Below are 16,977 nucleotides of genomic sequence, written 5' to 3'. Positions count from 1 at the left end.
CTAAACAAGAGGTCATCCAGGCCGATATGAAACCATAGTCTTAGTCAGAAAACGCTAAAGGCCCACCATATAATAATGGTGCTGAGGGATATGTATAATAATGGTTTAAATATAGTGAACGAACTTATAATGAGCTCTGCTAAATCTTCCCCAAAATAGTTCTCTCTTTGATCAATTTTTTCGGGTGCGGAGTTTACGGTTAGGATTGGGATCCAGTGTTTAATCCAGAATGGATTTATCATATTTTCAAAGTATAGTGAATGACCGCCCACAAAGTATCTGTTTATGAATGAACTTGAGTGTTCTCTAGTAAATCCGACTCTCCCTGCGTCGCCTAAGCCTAGTAGAAAAGTTCTCGCTAGAACTAAAATTATGTCTCTTGTGCCGCATTCATTTATCGTTAATTCCGCCTTTGCGACAATGTGGTCAATGTTTTTACTATGTGGGATAGGGCTGCCACATAGAATAATATTCTTGATTCTCTTGCCTGAATACTTGTGCATGGCTTTAGATAAAATAATGCTTCCAAAGCTATGACATATAATGTGTATCTCTTTGTTTTGGTTGCTTTCAATAATATCTTTAAGGCGAGATGAGATCCTTCGAGCTTTACGCTCCCGCAAGCTGGGGATTGTGAAAGAAATTAGATCAAAGAATCCATATTTAAGGTCGATATAGTCAAATGATCTTGAATACGAGTTAACTGCTGATTTTAAGTCGTCTTGCCATTTGCCGTAAGTTCGGATGCCATGAACTGTAATCAGCAGCGAGTCCTTAAGGCGTGATTGTGCTTTTCTTTCACCATCTACATAACTCTCTATTGTTGTAAGCAAAGTTGTTAACCAGCTGCTAGAGTCTGCTGAGCCGCTTAAGACGGAAGTCGCGTACTTGATAAATTCATCTTGATATGAGGTTAGACCTGATATGTCAGCTGTCAAGCCAATGATGGTCTTCGGGCGAATATATCTCTTAGTCGGATCACAGATATCTTTCAGCAAGTTAATGCTGTGAGAGGAGTGAGGCGTACCATTGTCTTTTTTGGGGAGAAGTATATCTAGAACTAAAATATCAATAGTGTCGAGCAGTTCAATTCTGGCTTTATCTGCTGATACGCAAGTTGTTATTTGTACGAGATTACAAAACTCTGTTTTGCTTACGGCATCAATAATTGCTTTTGGTCGTTTTGGGCTGTCATCAGTTATAAGAATTTTGATCATGCTCTAGAGTCTCTAAAACCTTAGTCAGCTTGTCCTTCCACGATGAGCTGGACGAGTCGTAATGAATAATTCCTTTAAAGCTTGGTTTTAGCTCAGAGAGCAAGTCGCCGATCTGCTCGAAGTCGAGCTTTCCTGAGTCGTCACGAAATTCTCTATATCCTGTAAGTACAACGAAAGGCGGTAATCGGTTGATCTTTTTTAATCTGGTTGCGATCTCTCTGCCTGCAAATACGCGGAATCGTCCACCGCGATCTTCGTCAGTTCTATCGAAGGTCGGCATGCTCATGTCTAGAATTATTAAATCAAATTTTCTTTCTAGAGCGATTGATAATCCTTTATTATAAGAAGCTGCTTCAATTATTTTGAACGCAGTATGTTGCTTTAAATGATCAAAGATTTTTTCTCTCTTTAAATCATTATCTTCGATTAATAAAATATTCATGCTCAAGACCTACAATTGCTGTAAAGTAATTTTTATTGATTTTTATCTCAAAGCAAAAGCCGTCGGAGCTGTTGCTTAACATGTTGCTCATTTTATATAGGCCGCTCCCACCTTCTGCTCTACTTAAGCGTAGCTCTTTATTCAGCCATCTTGCTTTTTGAGAAGAAATAAACGTTTCGGCACATTTTGGTTGGTGCCTAGCGTCAATAACGTTTGTGATCTCGATTATATCTTGCGAACCTATGCAGGAGTGCTCAATGCTAATTGGGGTGCCTGCTGCCCGATATGCCGAAGCATTTTCCATGGCAGTAAAAAGCGAAATGAATAGTGATCTTGCTTCTCTATAGTTAAGTGAGATATTTGATCTTGCCTGTATGAACTGGATTTCTAGATCTTTCCTACCATATATTGATTCAAATGCAGAAACGGTGGCTTCGATGACGACGCCTAGTCGTTCATGGCTATGGCTGTCATTAGATCCGACAAATCTAAACCAATTTATTACTAATTCTACTTCTTTAGAGAAGCTTGAGCGGACAGCTCTAATTTCATCCATCAAATTGACCATTGCAGCATCACCTTTGACAGCTGAAATGCTGGATTCTAATCGCTCTATCTCTGTATTGACTCTTTTTGTAAGTACATCATTAATTATGCTTTGTGCTGACTTGGCAAACTCGCCCGACAAGTCCCACATGTATTCTATAAGCTCGCTAAAAAAAGCTTCAAAACTGTCGCATGAGCTTGCGATGCTTGATACTTTTTGTACTCTGGCGTAATAGGTGGCGAAATTGAAAATGCAATCATCTTCTGCTCTTGTGCTCACTTTGAATTTTTCGTTTATCTCCAATAGTATATTGTCAATGCTGTTCGAGAATGCTTTCAGTACTTCGTCTACGTTGCTGGTAACGTTTTGTGATACGTAATGGTATTTGGTCATCCAGTAAGTGTTAGTGGTATATCCTTGCTCTGATCGCTCCGTAATAAGATTAGCTTTTTCAAAGCATGAGCGTATTTGGCCGACAAACACGTTGTGCCGTATTTCGGCGCTAAGATATTTATCAAGTCCGTAGTCATCGTTGAGGGCAAAGTCTTTTACGCACTGATTATAAATTTTTGTAATTAGTTCGGTTTTATCATTCGCGGCAATTACTAGAGGTATTTCGTCTGAATCGCTTTTTGATATCTGGAAGACGTCATTTGAAGTGGTGACGTTTTCACGATCCTCAATTGTATCCAAAAGCACGCCGCCTTTAATCTGTTTGGCTTTTTCGAAAAGAGACCTATATAAGTGGGTGCGATGTGATTCAAGAGCTTGAACGTCTACATAGAGCTTGCCTGTTTCTATTTTTGCTCTAAGTTTGTCAGCAAATAGACCTTCTACTACTTTGTCTTTTTCAATGTTAAGTGCTTCTACTTCGGCTTCTTGGGTATGTTTTAGTGTTTCTATTAGGAGGTCAATAATGGAGACTCGTTCGTGGATAACCTCATCGTTGTTTGAAAAGTAAATGATGTTGTCAAGTAGCGTCGGAGTACAGATATTCCTTAAGAAATAGATTTCTTTTGAGTTCAGGGTCTGACTTTGAAATATCATTGAAGGTTTATGGGTGTTGCAGGAAATAAGAAAATCTTCAAAAATGTCTGATTTCTGATCGTCAAATTGACTGGCAAGCTCCCTTCCATAGATATCTAAAATGATGAGGCATGATAGGAATTCATCTTGGCTTGATCGAGATATTTCTGATGTCAGCCGGCAGAGATCTTTAATGGGCAAGTGAAGAAACGCATTTTTGTTTCGTAGGTATTCATTGATTGCGAAATCTATCGCCTCAAGAGCCTTCCCTTGGCTTATATATATATTTGATTGGGTTTTAAGGTAGTCCGACTCTATGGGAAAGTCTTTGCGCTTCAGTTCTTTCTTTGCGAGACACAAAGAAAGGTTGTGTTTTAGTAGTCTTCCTTCGGGGATTTTTCTTGAAGTTTCTAATGAAGTCGTTTGTGGCTTGAAATGTTGCTCATATCCTTGGGGGGTGTTGAAACAACCAAGTACCATGGATTGCCTGCGGTTTAACTCTATCTCCTCTTGAGAGTTCATGCATTCAAGTATTTTAGTGAAATGAAAGAAAAGTGATTTAGACCAGCTCTCATTTCTAAATTTTGCGCATATTTTCTTTATGAATGAGATGTCTTCGCTGGATGTTTTACTAAGAGAAAGTATTCGGCCTATTGCGTTTGCGAGCTCGTCATACAAGTTATCGTTGTCGTCTAGGTTGCAATTTAATCTGGCTCGGGCATACAGTTCAATTAGGCCGAATCGCTTCGTATTTATATCTGTCTTGATCTCATTTGCTACAGTTAAATATTCTCCGTTTGTATATTTCTCCAATATATCTTCTAAAAAAGGTTCCTGATGGTTATTTGGTAGTAAAAAATTAGTTAGATATTCATCTTGAGTGGTTTGGGCGATATCTAATATTGTTCTATGGTGCAGCGTATCCAGCGGAAGGCCTCTAGCGTAGGTGTCAGCTACAATTGCTTGGAGAAGTAAGTACTGGTCTAAGATAGACTCTGTGCAAAAATAATAAAGCGAGTTTGTATTTAAATCTCTGCCTTTGTCTTTCGATAGAGGTAAAAATTTGGAAGATAAAATTGCTCCGTAAGCTATTACGTCGCTAAGGCCTGAGCTTCTATATTCCTCTAGTTGTTCTTGTATTAAGCTGTTGAATACGTCTGTAGAGCTGCTTTCCGATAATGTTGTTAGAAGTGCGGATACTCCTGATTTTGGGAATCTAGATTTTATTTTTTCTATACTTGGCTTTGTGTCTAGTGTTTAATTTCTTTTAATAAGTGCAGGCTGTTTTCTGTTGACCACCAGTTAAAGCACAGTTCGTCTATTAATCTGATCGAATTTTCTGCCGCCTCCGTATCGCTATTTAAAAGAGCTATATTAAAAGCTTTTCTCGACTCGTTGAAGCTGCGTAGAATTAAAGCGTTGGCGCGAAATAATCCTGTTATCCAGTAAAAATATGCTTCGGGAGATATGAATTCTGATACGTTGTAGACTTTGTGGGCTTTGTTTTCTGAAAAGATCGGTACAAATAACTTGGGTAGCTGCGGGTTTGTCGCAATTCTTGTTATGGATTTGTAGTCTTTAATTTTGCTGCATTCTTTTAATTTGTTTGAAACCTTAACGTCAATCGAGCCGGGCGAGTCCGTCCAGCCTTTTGAAAATAGGTTGAGGTCGACCGGTTTTTTTTTGCTTCTGTCTTTTTTCTTGTTGCTCATATGGGCTCGGTTTGCCTGGTTCAGGAAGCTCTATAATTGACGGTTTATGCTAATCATCTAAAGCTTGAAACGCTACTTCAATAGTTATAGCTTTTGAAGAGAAATGATTCGGGAAGGTGGGGCTCCAGATTAGGTAATCCCAGACTTGCGAGGTTGTAGATTTAACGTGAAAAATCTCAACTGCAACTGCCAGCGTTCGGCCGAACAAGGCCGGTCCCTAATCCAACCCCGGCAACCCCCTCTCCAACCTCGGACAAACCCACTCCACAAACGCCCGCACTCTTGGCGATAGCTGCAAGGCGTGCGGGTAGACCAGTTGGATCGGCAGATCCTTAGGTTCGTAATCCCTGAGCACTCTTACCAGACGACCATCAGCCAGTTCATCGGCGACCTGATAGTGCATCAGCCGCGTGATGCCGAGGCCTTGCACGCAGGCCAGGCTGGCGGTGCGGATATGGTTGCAGGTCAGGCGTGGGGTGATTTCTTCGGCCTGTTCCTTTTCGCCGTGGCGGTAGTACCAGTGGCGGCCCTGGGCGGCGAAGAGGATGCAGGCGTGGTCCTCCAATGCTGCCGGGGTGTCGATGGCGGGGGCGTTGCTCAGATAGTCGGGGCTGGCGCAGGTGACCAGCCGGGTGCTGCCGATCTGCCGGGCGACCATGGCCGAGTCGGGGAGGTGGCCGATGCGCAGGGCGAGGTCGAGGCGTTCGTCGAGCAGCGGGACGATCTGGTCGCTCAGGTTCAGCTCGACCCGGATCTCTGCATGTTCCTTGAGAAATTCGTTCACCAGCGGCGCGACGTAGCGCTGGCCGAACTCGACCGGCGCGGTGATGCGCAGCAGGCCGCGGACGGCGCCGTCGCTGGCCTCCAGGCGCTGCTCCATGTCGGCGAAGTCCGCCAGCATGCGCCGGCTCCAGGCCAGGTACTCAGCGCCCTCGTCGGTGAGTGCCATGCGCCGGGTGCTGCGGTTCAGCAGGCGCACGCCGAGGTGGCGTTCCAGCGCGGCCAGTGAGCGCACCACCGACGCCACGGATTGCCCGGTGGCATCGGCGGCCGAGCTCAGGCTGCCGTTGTCGACGATGCGAACGAAGTTGGCCATTGCCTTGAGCTTGTCCATTGCCACCCCTGGATTTGTGCGATCGCTGCATAGATGTTGTCAGGCCGGCGGCATAGGTGAAACCCGCAGGGCGGATGACGCTTCAGGGACTGAGGTCTCTTGGAGTTTCGCACATGCATCAATCAGCCAGTCCCGCCCGCATTCTCGCCTACGACCATATCGGCATTCGTGTCAGCGACCGGCCGCGCGCGATGGCCTTCTACCAGGCGCTGGGCTTCGCCGAGAGCGCGAGCTTTCCGCTGTTCGAGGCGAACGAAATGCTCAGCCCGGACGGCGTGCGCATCAACCTGATCTTCAACGGTGCGCGTGCGCCTGATGCGCACAACGTGCTGCTGGATGCGCCGGTCAAGCGGCCCGGTATGACCCATCCGGCGTTTATCGTCGATGACCTCGCGGCGCTCCAGCATTGGCTCGAGGCCCAGGGCATCGTCATCACCGAGGGGCCGCATCCCGTCGGTCCGCGGCGGATCGCGTTGTTCATCCGCGACCCGGACGGCAACGTTCTTGAGTTCAATCAGCTCATCAGAGGAGGTGCGCAATGAAACTGTATGACCTGGGTCCATCCGGCAACTGCTACAAGGTGCGGCTGTTCGCTGCGCTGGCAAATATCGAGCTTGAACTGGTGGCCGTGGATTTCGCCAATGGTGCGCACAAGCATCCGCCGCTGTCCGAGCTGAACCCGCTGGGGCAGTTGCCGATTCTGGACGATGGCGGGCATATCGTCCGCGACTCGCAGGCCATTCTGGTCTACCTCGCCGGCGCATACGGCGGCCTAGCGTGGTGGCCGGACAGCCCGCGTGGGCAGGCGGAGATCGTGCAGTGGCTGTCCTTCACCGCGAACGAGATCCAGCAGAGCCTGAATGCGGCGCGGCTGGTGCAGAAGTTCGGCTATCCGCTGGACAAGGCCGCGGCGCTGGCCAAGGCACCGGCGGTGCTCAAGCTGCTGGACGATCATCTTCAGCGCCACGACTGGCTGGCGATCGACCGACCGACCATCGCCGATTGCGCGGTCTACCCCTACGTGGTGCTGGCGCCGGAAGGGGATGTGGATCTCACGCCGTACAGCCACGTGGCCCGCTGGATGGCGCGCATCGAGAGCTTGTCGGGTTATCTGAGGCCCTGACGTGTGGGCAGCGTTACCTTCTGCGGCGACCGGTGAGCGACCGAGTCGCCGTGCTGGCCTTCAGCCTAAAAGCAAATCACCAGTTTCGGTACACCCATTTCTCGGCCTCGTGCAAGCCGATGGGCTGTTGGAGGCAGTGGGTGTTCGGCTTCACTAGATCAACGACAAAAGGGCGCGCGTTTATGTTCTGAGAACAAGCGTTCCGGTGGGGCTGGGGTTTTTAACCCTGCTTCCCAGCCCACGGCGCAACGATTTGCAAATCTCCAACAAGCAGCTGAGCTGCAACCATCCACACCACCGCACCTATCAACGCCAACGACAGATGCCCAACCACGATGCCGATCGCGATCTGTTTCCAAAGTCCGGCATGTTTGTCAGCGTTGGCGGGAACGGCTAGGTAGGGCGTTTCGCGCTCTGCGCGGAGGTTGTCGAAATCGTCTCTCATGGTGCGCTCTCGGTGCGGTTGGCTAAACGGCGGCCAAAAAAAAAAGGTTCAGCTTTCGCTGAACCCTTTCTTGAATTGGTGGCTACGCAGGGACTTGAACCCCAGACCCCAGCATTATGAATCACTTGTGTAGCGCCTCGCAACACCAGAAAAACCCATAAACCTGGGCTTGCAGCCGTCCTTGAACCTCGTCTTCCCTGAACCTTTCAGAAAAAACCGCCAATGTAGTCACCGCTTGTTGGCGCGGATGCGTATTTGATTTAGTAAGTTTTAATGCGCGCTGAAAAATATTTTGCTGCATATCTGTGCAATATTGGCGCCTCTCATCATAAGTTTTTAAGAAGCTATATATACATCCAAGCCTAGCACCTCACCTTGCTACTATAAAAAACTAGACTTTTGGAAAGCGGTTGGCTATTATTTCTGCTTTTATTTGGAATTGAAAGATGGAGCTTCAGCCTGTTATAAAATGGGCCGGCGGAAAGCGCTGGTTGATCAGGAAGGCTGGTGATCTTTTTCCTACTGAATACCTCAATTATATTGAACCATTCCTTGGGGGCGGGGCTGTTTATTTTCATTTGTCGCCGTCTTCGGCACTGCTTTCAGATATAAATTCTGAGTTGATCAACGTCTATTCTTCTATCAAAGACAGCTGGGAGCTTGTGGTAGAGCTTCTAAAAGCTCATCAGCAGCTGCATTGTTCTGATTATTATTATGAAGTGCGAGCTTTCATACCTGCCTGTCGAATTGCGCAGGCTGCTAGAACCCTTTATCTGAATAGAACTTGTTGGAATGGCCTGTATAGGGTAAATCTGAAAGGCGAGTTCAATGTTCCGATTGGAACAAAAGTCAATGTTCTTGCTGATATTGAGTTGTTTCCTAAAGTGGCTGAGCTGTTAAGGGGTGCGCGCTTTAGGGTCGGAGATTTTGAAGAGAGTATTAATGCCGCAGTTGCTGGTGATTTTGTTTTTGTAGATCCTCCTTATACTGTTAAGCATAATTATAATGGATTTATTAAATACAATGAAATTCTATTTAAATGGGAGGACCAGGTTCGGCTTCGGGATGCAGTGGTTCGGGCTGCTGAGCGCGGGGCAAAGGTTCTTGTTTTAAATGCCAATCATGAGTCGATCTCATCTCTTTATGATGGGTTTGATCAGATAGTTCTTTCGCGAAGCAATGTTCTTTCTGGAAAAAGCGAGTTCCGTGGTGTCTACCAAGAACTCGCTATCAGGTGCTGGTGAGCTCAGCTCTCTAAGGAGCGGCTACTTAGTAGAGCTTTGTATAAAGCTGATTCTCCACTTGTCCCTGGCTTGAAGTTGTCGGTATTGAAATACTCATCATCAAAATTCATCTTATCAAATATTTTTTTGAAATCTGAAATTTCTGGCTTTTCCTTCTTGAGGTGGTAATAAGCATCCCTAAGAAATCGCATAAAAGCCATAAATCCATTCGTTTTGCTTAAAATTATTCCTTTATCATTGCTGGTCCAAGCTATAGGCCATCTGTTCTTCACGGCCTCGAAGTAGTCCCATAAGATGTCCGTAAGGTCATAGTCTTTTTCTTTAATTAAGAATTCTCTAAAGACTAGCTTGTTTAGATCGCCATCATTTAACGATGGTGTCTTTCCTCGCAGATAAGTGTCTCGATCTCGCATGGGGTTGTCTGAGATAAACTTCATCAGCGCTTGTACAAACGCTGCCTGAGTGATGCTACCAGGCAAGTTATGACTCTGCGCTGAACCTAGCCTTTTTATCCTGTTGAAAAACGGGCTCTCCTCGTCTTTATCCAGGGCCACTGCAATCTCGTGGCAAAGCTTTTGAGGGCTGCGTGTGGTGGCTAACTCATATAGGTCATAAACTAGGCTTTTGTTTACCTTTGTCTGTGCCAGGTTTACAGTTGAGAATATATAAGCTTCTGTCGAAACATCTATATCAACAAAGATAGATACGTTAATTTCGAAGTCACTACCAGCGTAGTCATGTAATCCCGCGATTCTATGCTGTCCGTCTATTACATTTGCTAGATGTGTTATAGGAATACTCGGTAGTTCATCGTCGTCTGACTTGTAAGGGGACAGCGTCAGTATTCCGTTTTCATCGTTGAATTCTGCACACTGAGCTTTTACAGATAAAAGCACTGCTGTCGGAAAGCAGGCGTCAACTGTCTTTGTATACTGGGAGATCTCTTTGACACGAGATGGTGACAGCGGTCGCTGAATGCCAAGATAGCTTTCAAAGCCACGCTCGCCTTCCATTCTGCGTACGTCGGAGAACGTGATTTCTTTCAGGTTCTTGCTGTTAATGCTTCCAATGTAAAATTCGCCGATGGGCTGCTTGATCTTAATACATTTAATATGAATTTGTCTGTCGTACAGCGTGCTGTCCAGTAGGTCTTGCTGTTTCATTGTTGACCCCTCCGATGCCGGGAGTAGTTCGCACTAAAATTTTTGTCTGAGTTTTCCATTTCTCGTAAGGGGTCCATTTCAAATATCAGGTTCTTGTAGCAGAACGCTATCAAAAGAAGTACTAATGTAAATGGAAATAAATATATGGAAAAGTAAAATGCAAACTGCTGATTCATGCTTAGCTGCAAGAACTGAATTACAAAGTAAACACATCCGACTATCTGGATGATAAGCGCAAATAATATATGCCAAGGTCTGGAGGGGAATATTTTAGAGTTCGTTGTCCCTTTGGCCTCTTGGGTAGCTATATATATAACTGGTGCTATAAGTGCCGCAGAGTAGATTATCAATGCTCCGGTGTTTATGGAGGATTTTAAGTTTTCCCACATTATCCCAAGGATGTCTATTTCTGCAGACTGGCTTGTACCGGCACTTATTAGTGATGCTGCAAACGCACCTATCCAAAGGGGCGATGTGGAGAGCAGGGCTGTAAAGAAAAGCTCTTTCGCCGCTGACTTAAAATGATCCAACTCCAGATCTGGTAGCCCATCGATCAGCGGCAAAGATCTTATTAATTTTACTAAAATGTTTCTATTTTCCATTGATTTTACGCCCCATTGTTATTCTCTCTCCGCAACTAGGTCCTTAATTACCCATATAGGCTCTGGCCTTGTGAATCGTCCGTGTTCAATAACGCGCTCTAGTTCGGGAATTACTTGATCGGCTCCACATTCGGCCTTAATGATCCATAAAAGGGGCGGTTAGAGGAAGCGATGGCCTCACTACACCCCGCATCTGCATCATCAACTGATAACTCCGGTCATACAGCATCGCGACGTGAAAGAGCCCTTAAATGTTCGTTAGTTATATAAGCTATTTGCCACATGAAAGCCTACCATCTTGTACAGCCGTAAGCTGCCTCAAGCAGCGCTCTACATTCTCATCAGCACTTGGTCTATCTAGCTCGGTTTGCCAAGAGTGACTATTATTTAGATTTATTGTAACTACCGATGGATCGGCTTTCTGATTGGCGTTTCCAGTTTCCATCGTTGCGTTAGTATGATCACTGTGCTGTACAGAAGTCTGCGATTGGGCAGTTTTTGGAGCTGGTTTATAGTCCTGTAGCAGAAATCCAAGTGTTAAAAAAATAGCGGTCATAGGCATATAGAAAAGAGCAATTTTTTTGCTGCTTCTAATCTTATATGTCGTAGGCCATACAGTTACTGCGCTAGCCTTTCCCACTGCGCTAGTCAATCCGGACTCCGGAAAGCCGTGCGAAGCTAAACTACTTTCAATTGCCATCGCATGCGTTACAGAGCCTAACAGGAGCGGGTGATACCAGAAACGATCCGCTGCATAGAAAATTACAGTTAGGAACGCAGCGCAGTAGAGCAATACAGACGCTAGCGAGGTATCAAGCCTTGTTATGTTAAGACCGTCTTTAAGGGCCAGTCCCGCTCCACCTACAAACGCGGAGATCAGCAGGATCGCAAAATTCCGGATCTTCATCTCCAGCTCATTAAAGTGCATCTGCACTTCAATGGTCTTCTTCCATAGCTCAAGCTTTACTTCGACCTCATCCATGTTGCTTACTCGTCGCTTTTATTAAAGAAAGGTAAGATATCCGCGAACGATTCAGCTACTGAATCCGGCTGCGCATGCAGCTTAGTTTCTTTTAAATTCTTTTCTCTAAGAATGTCTTCATCGGACCAGTGACTTACAGCTCTTAGTAGGTTGTAGTCATCAGGCCTGCTTTCAAAATGAAGTGCGCCGTAGCTAGCAAGAACGCTGAACACGCCAACATCATTGGCCATCTGGATATCCTTCATTTCGCTATCGCCAAGGTATATGCACTGCCCTGGTTCAAGTTTGTTCTCTTCCAGAATCGCCCTCAGAATACGAGGATTTGGTTTAAACTCTTGCTTTGGTGTTGTTTTGACTTTTAACGGGGTATCAATCTTCTTGCTTTTAAGCTCGATCAATCTGCTTTCGCTGTCGGGTGGCGAATACAAAACGTCGATAAGGCCATCAATTTCAAGCGCTTTTAGTCGTGCAACCGTGTAGTACTGAAGTGACTCGGTGTACGCGATTATTTTGATGTTGTTTTCTTTTAGCTGTGTTAGACCTTCCTTGACGCCCCTATAAAGTCTCAATGATTTACTTCTCGCCAACCTGAATGCCTGTATCGCTGGGTCGAGACGATCCCGTATATCGTCGCCGAATTTTTCCTTTAGTACCTCACACTCTTCGAGTACGAACGAATATTCAGAAGTGTGGTGTCTTCTGAAAACCTGCTGAATGTCTCGTAAGAGAACCTCTTTAGGCAGTCCAGAAATTTCAATCGTTTGGTCGAGCATTGCGGTAAAGCATGAGTGCCAAATGTCAAACCAGTCATAAAGTGTGTTGTCTACATCGGTAATAAGCGCGATTTTTCTAGTCATATTTTTCCCTGAGTCGATCCGCGTCGCCCTTCGACTATAACTAATAAGCGGAGCCTAATGGGCGCAGCCGGTCCGTGCATTTGTGAGCTAAAAGAATTGTAGCTCGGTCGCTTCGATGGGCGAAAAGGCTACATTTTTACGGTGATCCGATCCTTCGGGCGTACCAGCGCTTAGCTACTATCTGAGTGATCGCTATCCCGCGTTTGGATTGGTCAAGTTTCGGTTGGCCTCTTCGTAGTCGGGGCTTGTCTGGCCATTCTCCGGCTGTACTTCGCCGGTCAGCAACCACCAACGGAAATCAGGAAATACTCGACCGAGGATCTCGATTTCGTTCGCGCCGATTCTGGCTTTCCCTCTCTTAATGTTTTGCCACCGCACGTAGTCCGTGCTGCCGGCTTCAGCCAGGGTTTTGAGGCTGGCGACTTCCAGCAATCGATAGCCTCTATCGGTAATCCCTTCGCTCATTGAAAAATGCCATAGATGTTTTATGTACATTTTGCGCTGCAGGTGTAATATGGACATATGTAGTTAATACATATTCATCAACCGTAGCGCGATAGTGGTCGGATTATAGGGGCAATCACATGGAACAGTCTGGTGTAGCGGGGTTAACAATCGAAGGCCAAGCCGAACGGATCGTCAGCTTCCGAGAAGCGCCGTTCTGCACGCAGCTCGTGCTGGCCGAGATGATGGGTGTCGAGCAGATCACCGAGGACGTGGTTCGCGGGTGGGTGGAAACCTACACCCTCCCGACGGTAAAGATTGGTCGCCGCCGCGTCATCAACCTGCACCGCATCCGCCGCGATATCGAGCGGGGCAAGTCGGTGTTCTGCCAGGGGGATTACGCCGATGAGTAATCGCCCCTGCACCCTGCGCATCGCCTCGCTGCATGGCCCGAGCCAGCTTGTGAAATGGAATGTTCTGGCGCAAGGCAAGTCGCGCACCGAATGCCATCGCCATATAGATGCCGTGGTTTCCGAGATCGTCGCTGACGATCCGCTGGACTCACTGCTTGCCCAGGAAAGCGCCCGCGAGCGCTTCCAGATCATCCGCGAAGGGTGGTACGCCCGATGATGACCATCGTTACGGCTCCCAACGGCGAGGGCATGACCTATGACGTATGGCCGCAAGCCTCTGCACGCACCGGACTGCGGCTGCTCTGTCTGCTGGTCCGGTCGCGAAGTGGCGAAACCCGTTCGCTCCCGGTCCACACCTTGCGCCCAATGCCGCCCCGCATCTGTGCAGCCGATTCGCACAATAAGGATGGGCAAGATCGCTGGTGTCTGGACAGTCCTCGCCTCGGAATGGGCGGTGATACCGGCTTCTACCTGCGAGAAACACACGCCACCCGCCCGACCGCCGAAGTATTGGAGCGTTGTGTTCGACACCGGCAAACCCACGCCCTACGTGCCGATCCACGAACCGTTCGAGCTGGAGGCCTGAGCCAATGAACGCAATCACCACATTGCTGGTGATCAGCCAGCTGCTAACGGTCGTCGCCATCGGTGCGGTCGTCACAAGCATGCCCCTGTTTGAAGCCAGCGGCTCGATCCACGAACCGCTCGAACGAGTAGAGGTGGTCTGTGGCTAATCAGGAACAACACGCTGACTTCTTCTGGCGCGTCTATTTGCCCATCGCCTTGCTCGCGGTGGTGATCTTCGGCTTCCCCTGGTTGGCGATGAAGATCAGTGAGCACCGCGACGGAGCCAATCCCGACCGCGTTCCCGCAAAAACAACCAACACCGAGGCCGAACAGGTCCAGGGCCGCGCTCCCGGCTCGTCGGATCACGCCTCACCGATCCGTCGAACGGAAGCACGGGCGGAGCGCACCCTTGACCCTGCACGAACAGAAAAGCCTTCGCTCGTGAGTGTGGGGCAGCTTCTCCGCCCCGCGCTCCCGAGCCCTCGGCGGCAAGAGTGGGATGACAAGGGCAAAGCCCTTGGTGTTAATCAACTATCGATGAAATTAATAGTACGAAAGTTTAAACACCAGACTATCCCACTGTATTCCATAAACTAACAGCAACTATGAAGTTCGTTTTCCGGTGATAAAAACGCTTTCCAACCGTGTATAACTAGTACCACAAACCCGTTGTAAGCCGCGTAAACCCTGGCGAGAGGGAAACTTTAACAGTTCCTCGGCTTGGGCTCTCTCGGCCCGCAAAAAGGCAAACCCACGCACTAAGCGTAACTAACTGAGGTAACACAACATGGCACGTTCAACTATGGAAGTTGCATTTCTCGGCACTCAGAAGCTCGCATTCAGCCAGAACGGCACCGAAGTAAAGATCGTTAAGGTCTTCTACGGCGATGAGCCGGACGGCCAAACCGAAAACGGCCTGTCCATCGTCAGTATGGACGTTCCCCTGGAAGTGGCCGATGAGGTGTTTGCCTCCGGCGCCAATTTCGAGCCGCTGGAAACCGTGCGCATCCATTTCGAGATCGCACGAGCTGGCAAGCAGAAGGGCAACAATCTCTGCCTCCATCTGGAATCCGCGAAGGCCAACGCCACCCAGGCCAGCAAGCCCACTCAGCAGCCGACCCAACAACCCGGCAAACCTGCGACCGGCACTCAGCCGGAACCAGCCAAAGCCAACTAAGGGAGGGGCGGACCATGCTGATGGGTGACCGCGTTATCTGCGACTGCTGCGGCAACGACATGGGCAAGCTCATGAGCCTGCCTGCACCGCAAAGCGATCTGCTGCCCGATCTGCGGTTGCCGCCCCATTTCGCCGTCTGCCCTGACTGCGAACCCCTCGAACAAGCCGCCGACCTCCTCGAGGCCGGTGCATGAATTTCCTCGCCTGTGACGGTGACTGGCTGCAAGGCGCTGACGGTACGCCTGTCTGCTCCGGGTCGCTGGTTGCCCTCACGGTCGAGGAAATGCAGAGCCTCTACGGCGCTGCACTGTCCTGGGAACAGGTCTCCGAACTCCAGGCAGAAGCCATCGTGCTCTTTGCCACCGTGTTTGGTTTTCTGGTCCTCAAAAAAGTCCTGAAACAGTGAGGTATCACCCATGCAACTGAACAAGCACTTCATCAAGAAAATCGGCGTTGGCGCTGCTGCCGCGCTCTCCACCCTGGCTGGCACCGTGTACGCAGCCGTTCCCCCGGAAGCAACCGGCGCACTGGATGAGGCCGGCACCGACGTCGGAACCATCGGCTGGGCCGTCTTCGCCGTGATCATCGCCGCCATGGCGTTCAAGTACATGCGCCGCGCCCTGTAAGCCGGGGTTGCGCACCGCACGTGCCGAAGCAAACAAACCCCGCTCCGGCGGGGTTTTCACTTCCGAGGGAACGCCAATGAGTTACCAGCTGTACGTCCTGATCCTGACCACCCTGGCGTTCTATCTCGTGTTTTTTGGGCGGGTTTGAGGATGGCTAGGTTTGCATTGGTATTGCTGACGGTCTTGCTTTGGCATACGTCCGTTATTGCAGAGGACTTTCACTGGCGGGTTACGGGCGGCTCTGGTCTTTCCGGTTTCCCTTCCACTGTCACCCTCCCCGAATATTCTTCACCTTCATCTGCCTGCTCCAATACAGGCCCTAAGTACTCTGGTTCGTGGAATTATTCGGGTAGTTCTGTTTCGCAAATCACTGAAACCTCATTCCTTTGCTCCGTCAGGATCAGTTCTGGTGCATCTACTACAACACTAGAGTTGTCAGTATCTCGGTTTGGAACGTCCTGCCCTCCTGGTTCTACTTATAACGCTCAAAATGGCGAATGTGTTGCGGCGCCCAATGCCTGCGAAGCTACTAACGGCCAGACCATCCTTCACCAGCACCTGATCAAGGCTGCTGTTGGCCAACCCTCGACCGAGCCTCCTGGCAGCGTCTGCGCCAATAGTTGCCAATACACCTGGGGCTTCTCCGCACCAACCAACGTGTATGCCTACACCAGCGGTAACCCTCCGGGCGTGTTCGGCTCCTACCAATACACAAGCGCCGGTCTGGAATGCACTGGAGGCGAACCCACTCGCGCCGCGCCTGCTGGAACCTCGGACATAACCAACCCCGACGATACCCCGACACCAGATCCCGACAACGCCTGCCCTGAGGGCTACGCCTGGAACGGCACCTTTTGCAGCAAGGAACCCCCGAAGCCCTGTGATCCTGAGGTCGAGGTGGGCGGTTGCGATGACGCTGAAACTCCCGACCCGGAAGACCCAACTGATCCCGAAGATCCAGGTGACGGCGAAGGGGATGGTGACGGCTCTGGCGATGGCGATGGAAGCGGTGACGGTGATGGCTCAGGCGATGGAGAAGGCAGCGGCGAGGGCGACGGTGAAGGGGATGGCTCTGGGGAGGGAGATGGCGAAGGAGATGGTGAGGCTGAGTGCGACCCTGCCACCGATCCAGATAAGTGCGTGAAGCCCGGCGTAACCGGGGAAGCCTGCGATGTCGAGATCAGCTGCAAGGGCGATGCGGTCCAGTGCGCCATCCTCAAGCAACAAAAGCAGATGCGCTGCAATGCCGAAGAACAGGCCGATTTTACTAAGAAGA

General features: G+C 48.9%; 22 protein-coding genes and 1 pseudogene. 11 read left to right on the top strand and 12 right to left on the bottom strand.

All coding sequences use genetic code 11. The features are described 5' to 3' along the window. Positions 1 to 44: 44 nt before the first annotated feature. The 5 genes from C1896_17185 to C1896_17165 form a co-directional block, all read right to left on the bottom strand. Positions 45 to 1,217: a hypothetical protein gene (locus tag C1896_17185; protein ID AZZ46495.1), complete on the bottom strand. Its 1,173-nt coding sequence runs from the start codon at positions 1,215 to 1,217 to the stop codon at positions 45 to 47. Then, positions 1,195 to 1,659, bottom strand: a complete 465-nt coding sequence (locus C1896_17180) for a hypothetical protein (GenBank protein ID AZZ46494.1) — start codon at positions 1,657 to 1,659, stop codon at positions 1,195 to 1,197. The genes C1896_17185 and C1896_17180 overlap by 23 nt, the downstream gene beginning before the upstream one ends. Continuing rightward, on the bottom strand, positions 1,634 to 4,045 hold the full coding sequence (locus C1896_17175) for a hypothetical protein (protein AZZ46493.1): 2,412 nt from the start codon (positions 4,043 to 4,045) through the stop codon (positions 1,634 to 1,636). Before C1896_17175 ends, C1896_17180 begins: the two co-directional genes overlap by 26 nt. A 437-nt stretch (positions 4,046 to 4,482) precedes the next feature. Further along, the gene (locus C1896_17170) at positions 4,483 to 4,944 is read right to left on the bottom strand and encodes a hypothetical protein (protein ID AZZ46492.1); all 462 of its coding nucleotides are present in this window, start codon (positions 4,942 to 4,944) and stop codon (positions 4,483 to 4,485) included. Between the two features lie 217 nt (positions 4,945 to 5,161). Then, a complete protein-coding gene (locus C1896_17165; GenBank protein AZZ46491.1) occupies positions 5,162 to 6,058 on the bottom strand; it encodes a LysR family transcriptional regulator in 897 nt (298 codons plus the stop codon). Between the two features lie 113 nt (positions 6,059 to 6,171). Here C1896_17165 and C1896_17160 point away from each other — a divergent pair, with 113 nt between their 5' ends. After that, complete coding sequence (locus C1896_17160) at positions 6,172 to 6,600, top strand: glyoxalase (protein AZZ46490.1); 429 nt, start codon at positions 6,172 to 6,174, stop codon at positions 6,598 to 6,600. After that, positions 6,597 to 7,181: a glutathione S-transferase gene (locus C1896_17155; protein ID AZZ46489.1), complete on the top strand. Its 585-nt coding sequence runs from the start codon at positions 6,597 to 6,599 to the stop codon at positions 7,179 to 7,181. The genes C1896_17160 and C1896_17155 overlap by 4 nt, the downstream gene beginning before the upstream one ends. 220 nt (positions 7,182 to 7,401) lie before the next feature. Here the strand turns inward: C1896_17155 and C1896_17150 are convergent, their stop codons facing one another. Continuing rightward, the gene (locus tag C1896_17150) at positions 7,402 to 7,626 is read right to left on the bottom strand and encodes a hypothetical protein (GenBank protein AZZ46488.1); all 225 of its coding nucleotides are present in this window, start codon (positions 7,624 to 7,626) and stop codon (positions 7,402 to 7,404) included. A 446-nt stretch (positions 7,627 to 8,072) separates the two neighbouring features. On the opposite strand from C1896_17150, the gene C1896_17145 reads away from it, so the two are divergent. Then, positions 8,073 to 8,870, top strand: coding sequence for a DNA methyltransferase (locus C1896_17145; GenBank protein ID AZZ46487.1), 798 nt, complete (start codon positions 8,073 to 8,075; stop codon positions 8,868 to 8,870). Positions 8,871 to 8,872: 2 nt separating this feature from the next. Here C1896_17145 and C1896_17140 read toward each other — a convergent pair whose 3' ends face one another. The 5 genes from C1896_17140 to C1896_17120 all read right to left on the bottom strand — a co-directional run bounded on the left by C1896_17140 (position 8,873) and on the right by C1896_17120 (position 12,939). Then, complete coding sequence (locus C1896_17140) at positions 8,873 to 10,033, bottom strand: hypothetical protein (GenBank protein AZZ46486.1); 1,161 nt, start codon at positions 10,031 to 10,033, stop codon at positions 8,873 to 8,875. Next, positions 10,030 to 10,635, bottom strand: a complete 606-nt coding sequence (locus C1896_17135; protein ID AZZ46485.1) for a hypothetical protein — start codon at positions 10,633 to 10,635, stop codon at positions 10,030 to 10,032. Before C1896_17135 ends, C1896_17140 begins: the two co-directional genes overlap by 4 nt. 271 nt (positions 10,636 to 10,906) lie before the next feature. Further along, entirely contained in the window at positions 10,907 to 11,617 is a 711-nt protein-coding gene (locus tag C1896_17130; protein ID AZZ46484.1) for a hypothetical protein, read from the bottom strand. Between the two features lie 5 nt (positions 11,618 to 11,622). Beyond that, positions 11,623 to 12,474 (bottom strand): HAD family hydrolase, encoded by an 852-nt coding sequence (locus tag C1896_17125; protein ID AZZ46483.1) that lies wholly within the window; start codon positions 12,472 to 12,474, stop codon positions 11,623 to 11,625. Positions 12,475 to 12,666: 192 nt separating this feature from the next. After that, the gene (locus C1896_17120; protein AZZ46482.1) at positions 12,667 to 12,939 is read right to left on the bottom strand and encodes a DNA-binding protein; all 273 of its coding nucleotides are present in this window, start codon (positions 12,937 to 12,939) and stop codon (positions 12,667 to 12,669) included. A 119-nt stretch (positions 12,940 to 13,058) separates the two neighbouring features. On the opposite strand from C1896_17120, the gene C1896_17115 reads away from it, so the two are divergent. The 8 genes and pseudogenes from C1896_17115 (at position 13,059) to C1896_17080 (ending at position 15,701) form a co-directional block, all read left to right on the top strand. After that, a complete protein-coding gene (locus C1896_17115; GenBank protein AZZ46481.1) occupies positions 13,059 to 13,331 on the top strand; it encodes a hypothetical protein in 273 nt (90 codons plus the stop codon). Then, positions 13,324 to 13,548, top strand: a complete 225-nt coding sequence (locus C1896_17110) for a hypothetical protein (protein ID AZZ46480.1) — start codon at positions 13,324 to 13,326, stop codon at positions 13,546 to 13,548. The genes C1896_17115 and C1896_17110 overlap by 8 nt, the downstream gene beginning before the upstream one ends. A gap of 39 nt (positions 13,549 to 13,587) precedes the next feature. After that, positions 13,588 to 13,917, top strand: a complete 330-nt coding sequence (locus tag C1896_17105; protein AZZ46479.1) for a hypothetical protein — start codon at positions 13,588 to 13,590, stop codon at positions 13,915 to 13,917. 311 nt (positions 13,918 to 14,228) lie between these two features. Further along, positions 14,229 to 14,401: pseudogene (locus tag C1896_17100) on the top strand (DNA cytosine methyltransferase). Between the two features lie 284 nt (positions 14,402 to 14,685). Next, on the top strand, positions 14,686 to 15,075 hold the full coding sequence (locus tag C1896_17095; protein AZZ46478.1) for a hypothetical protein: 390 nt from the start codon (positions 14,686 to 14,688) through the stop codon (positions 15,073 to 15,075). A gap of 14 nt (positions 15,076 to 15,089) precedes the next feature. Further along, positions 15,090 to 15,269: a hypothetical protein gene (locus tag C1896_17090; GenBank protein AZZ46477.1), complete on the top strand. Its 180-nt coding sequence runs from the start codon at positions 15,090 to 15,092 to the stop codon at positions 15,267 to 15,269. Beyond that, positions 15,266 to 15,481 carry a hypothetical protein gene (locus tag C1896_17085; protein AZZ46476.1) on the top strand — a complete coding sequence of 72 codons (216 nt, stop codon included), beginning with the start codon at positions 15,266 to 15,268 and terminating at the stop codon, positions 15,479 to 15,481. Before C1896_17090 ends, C1896_17085 begins: the two co-directional genes overlap by 4 nt. A 10-nt stretch (positions 15,482 to 15,491) precedes the next feature. Then, positions 15,492 to 15,701 carry a hypothetical protein gene (locus C1896_17080; GenBank protein AZZ46475.1) on the top strand — a complete coding sequence of 70 codons (210 nt, stop codon included), beginning with the start codon at positions 15,492 to 15,494 and terminating at the stop codon, positions 15,699 to 15,701. An 833-nt stretch (positions 15,702 to 16,534) separates the two neighbouring features. Here the strand turns inward: C1896_17080 and C1896_17075 are convergent. After that, positions 16,535 to 16,825, bottom strand: coding sequence for a hypothetical protein (locus tag C1896_17075; protein AZZ46474.1), 291 nt, complete (start codon positions 16,823 to 16,825; stop codon positions 16,535 to 16,537). Between the last annotated feature and the right edge of the window lie 152 nt (positions 16,826 to 16,977).

The sequence above is a fragment of the Pseudomonadaceae bacterium SI-3 genome (assembly GCA_004010935.1).
Classification (GTDB): Bacteria; Pseudomonadota; Gammaproteobacteria; order Pseudomonadales; family Pseudomonadaceae; genus Stutzerimonas.
This window is presented reverse-complemented; position numbering and strand designations above follow the sequence as displayed.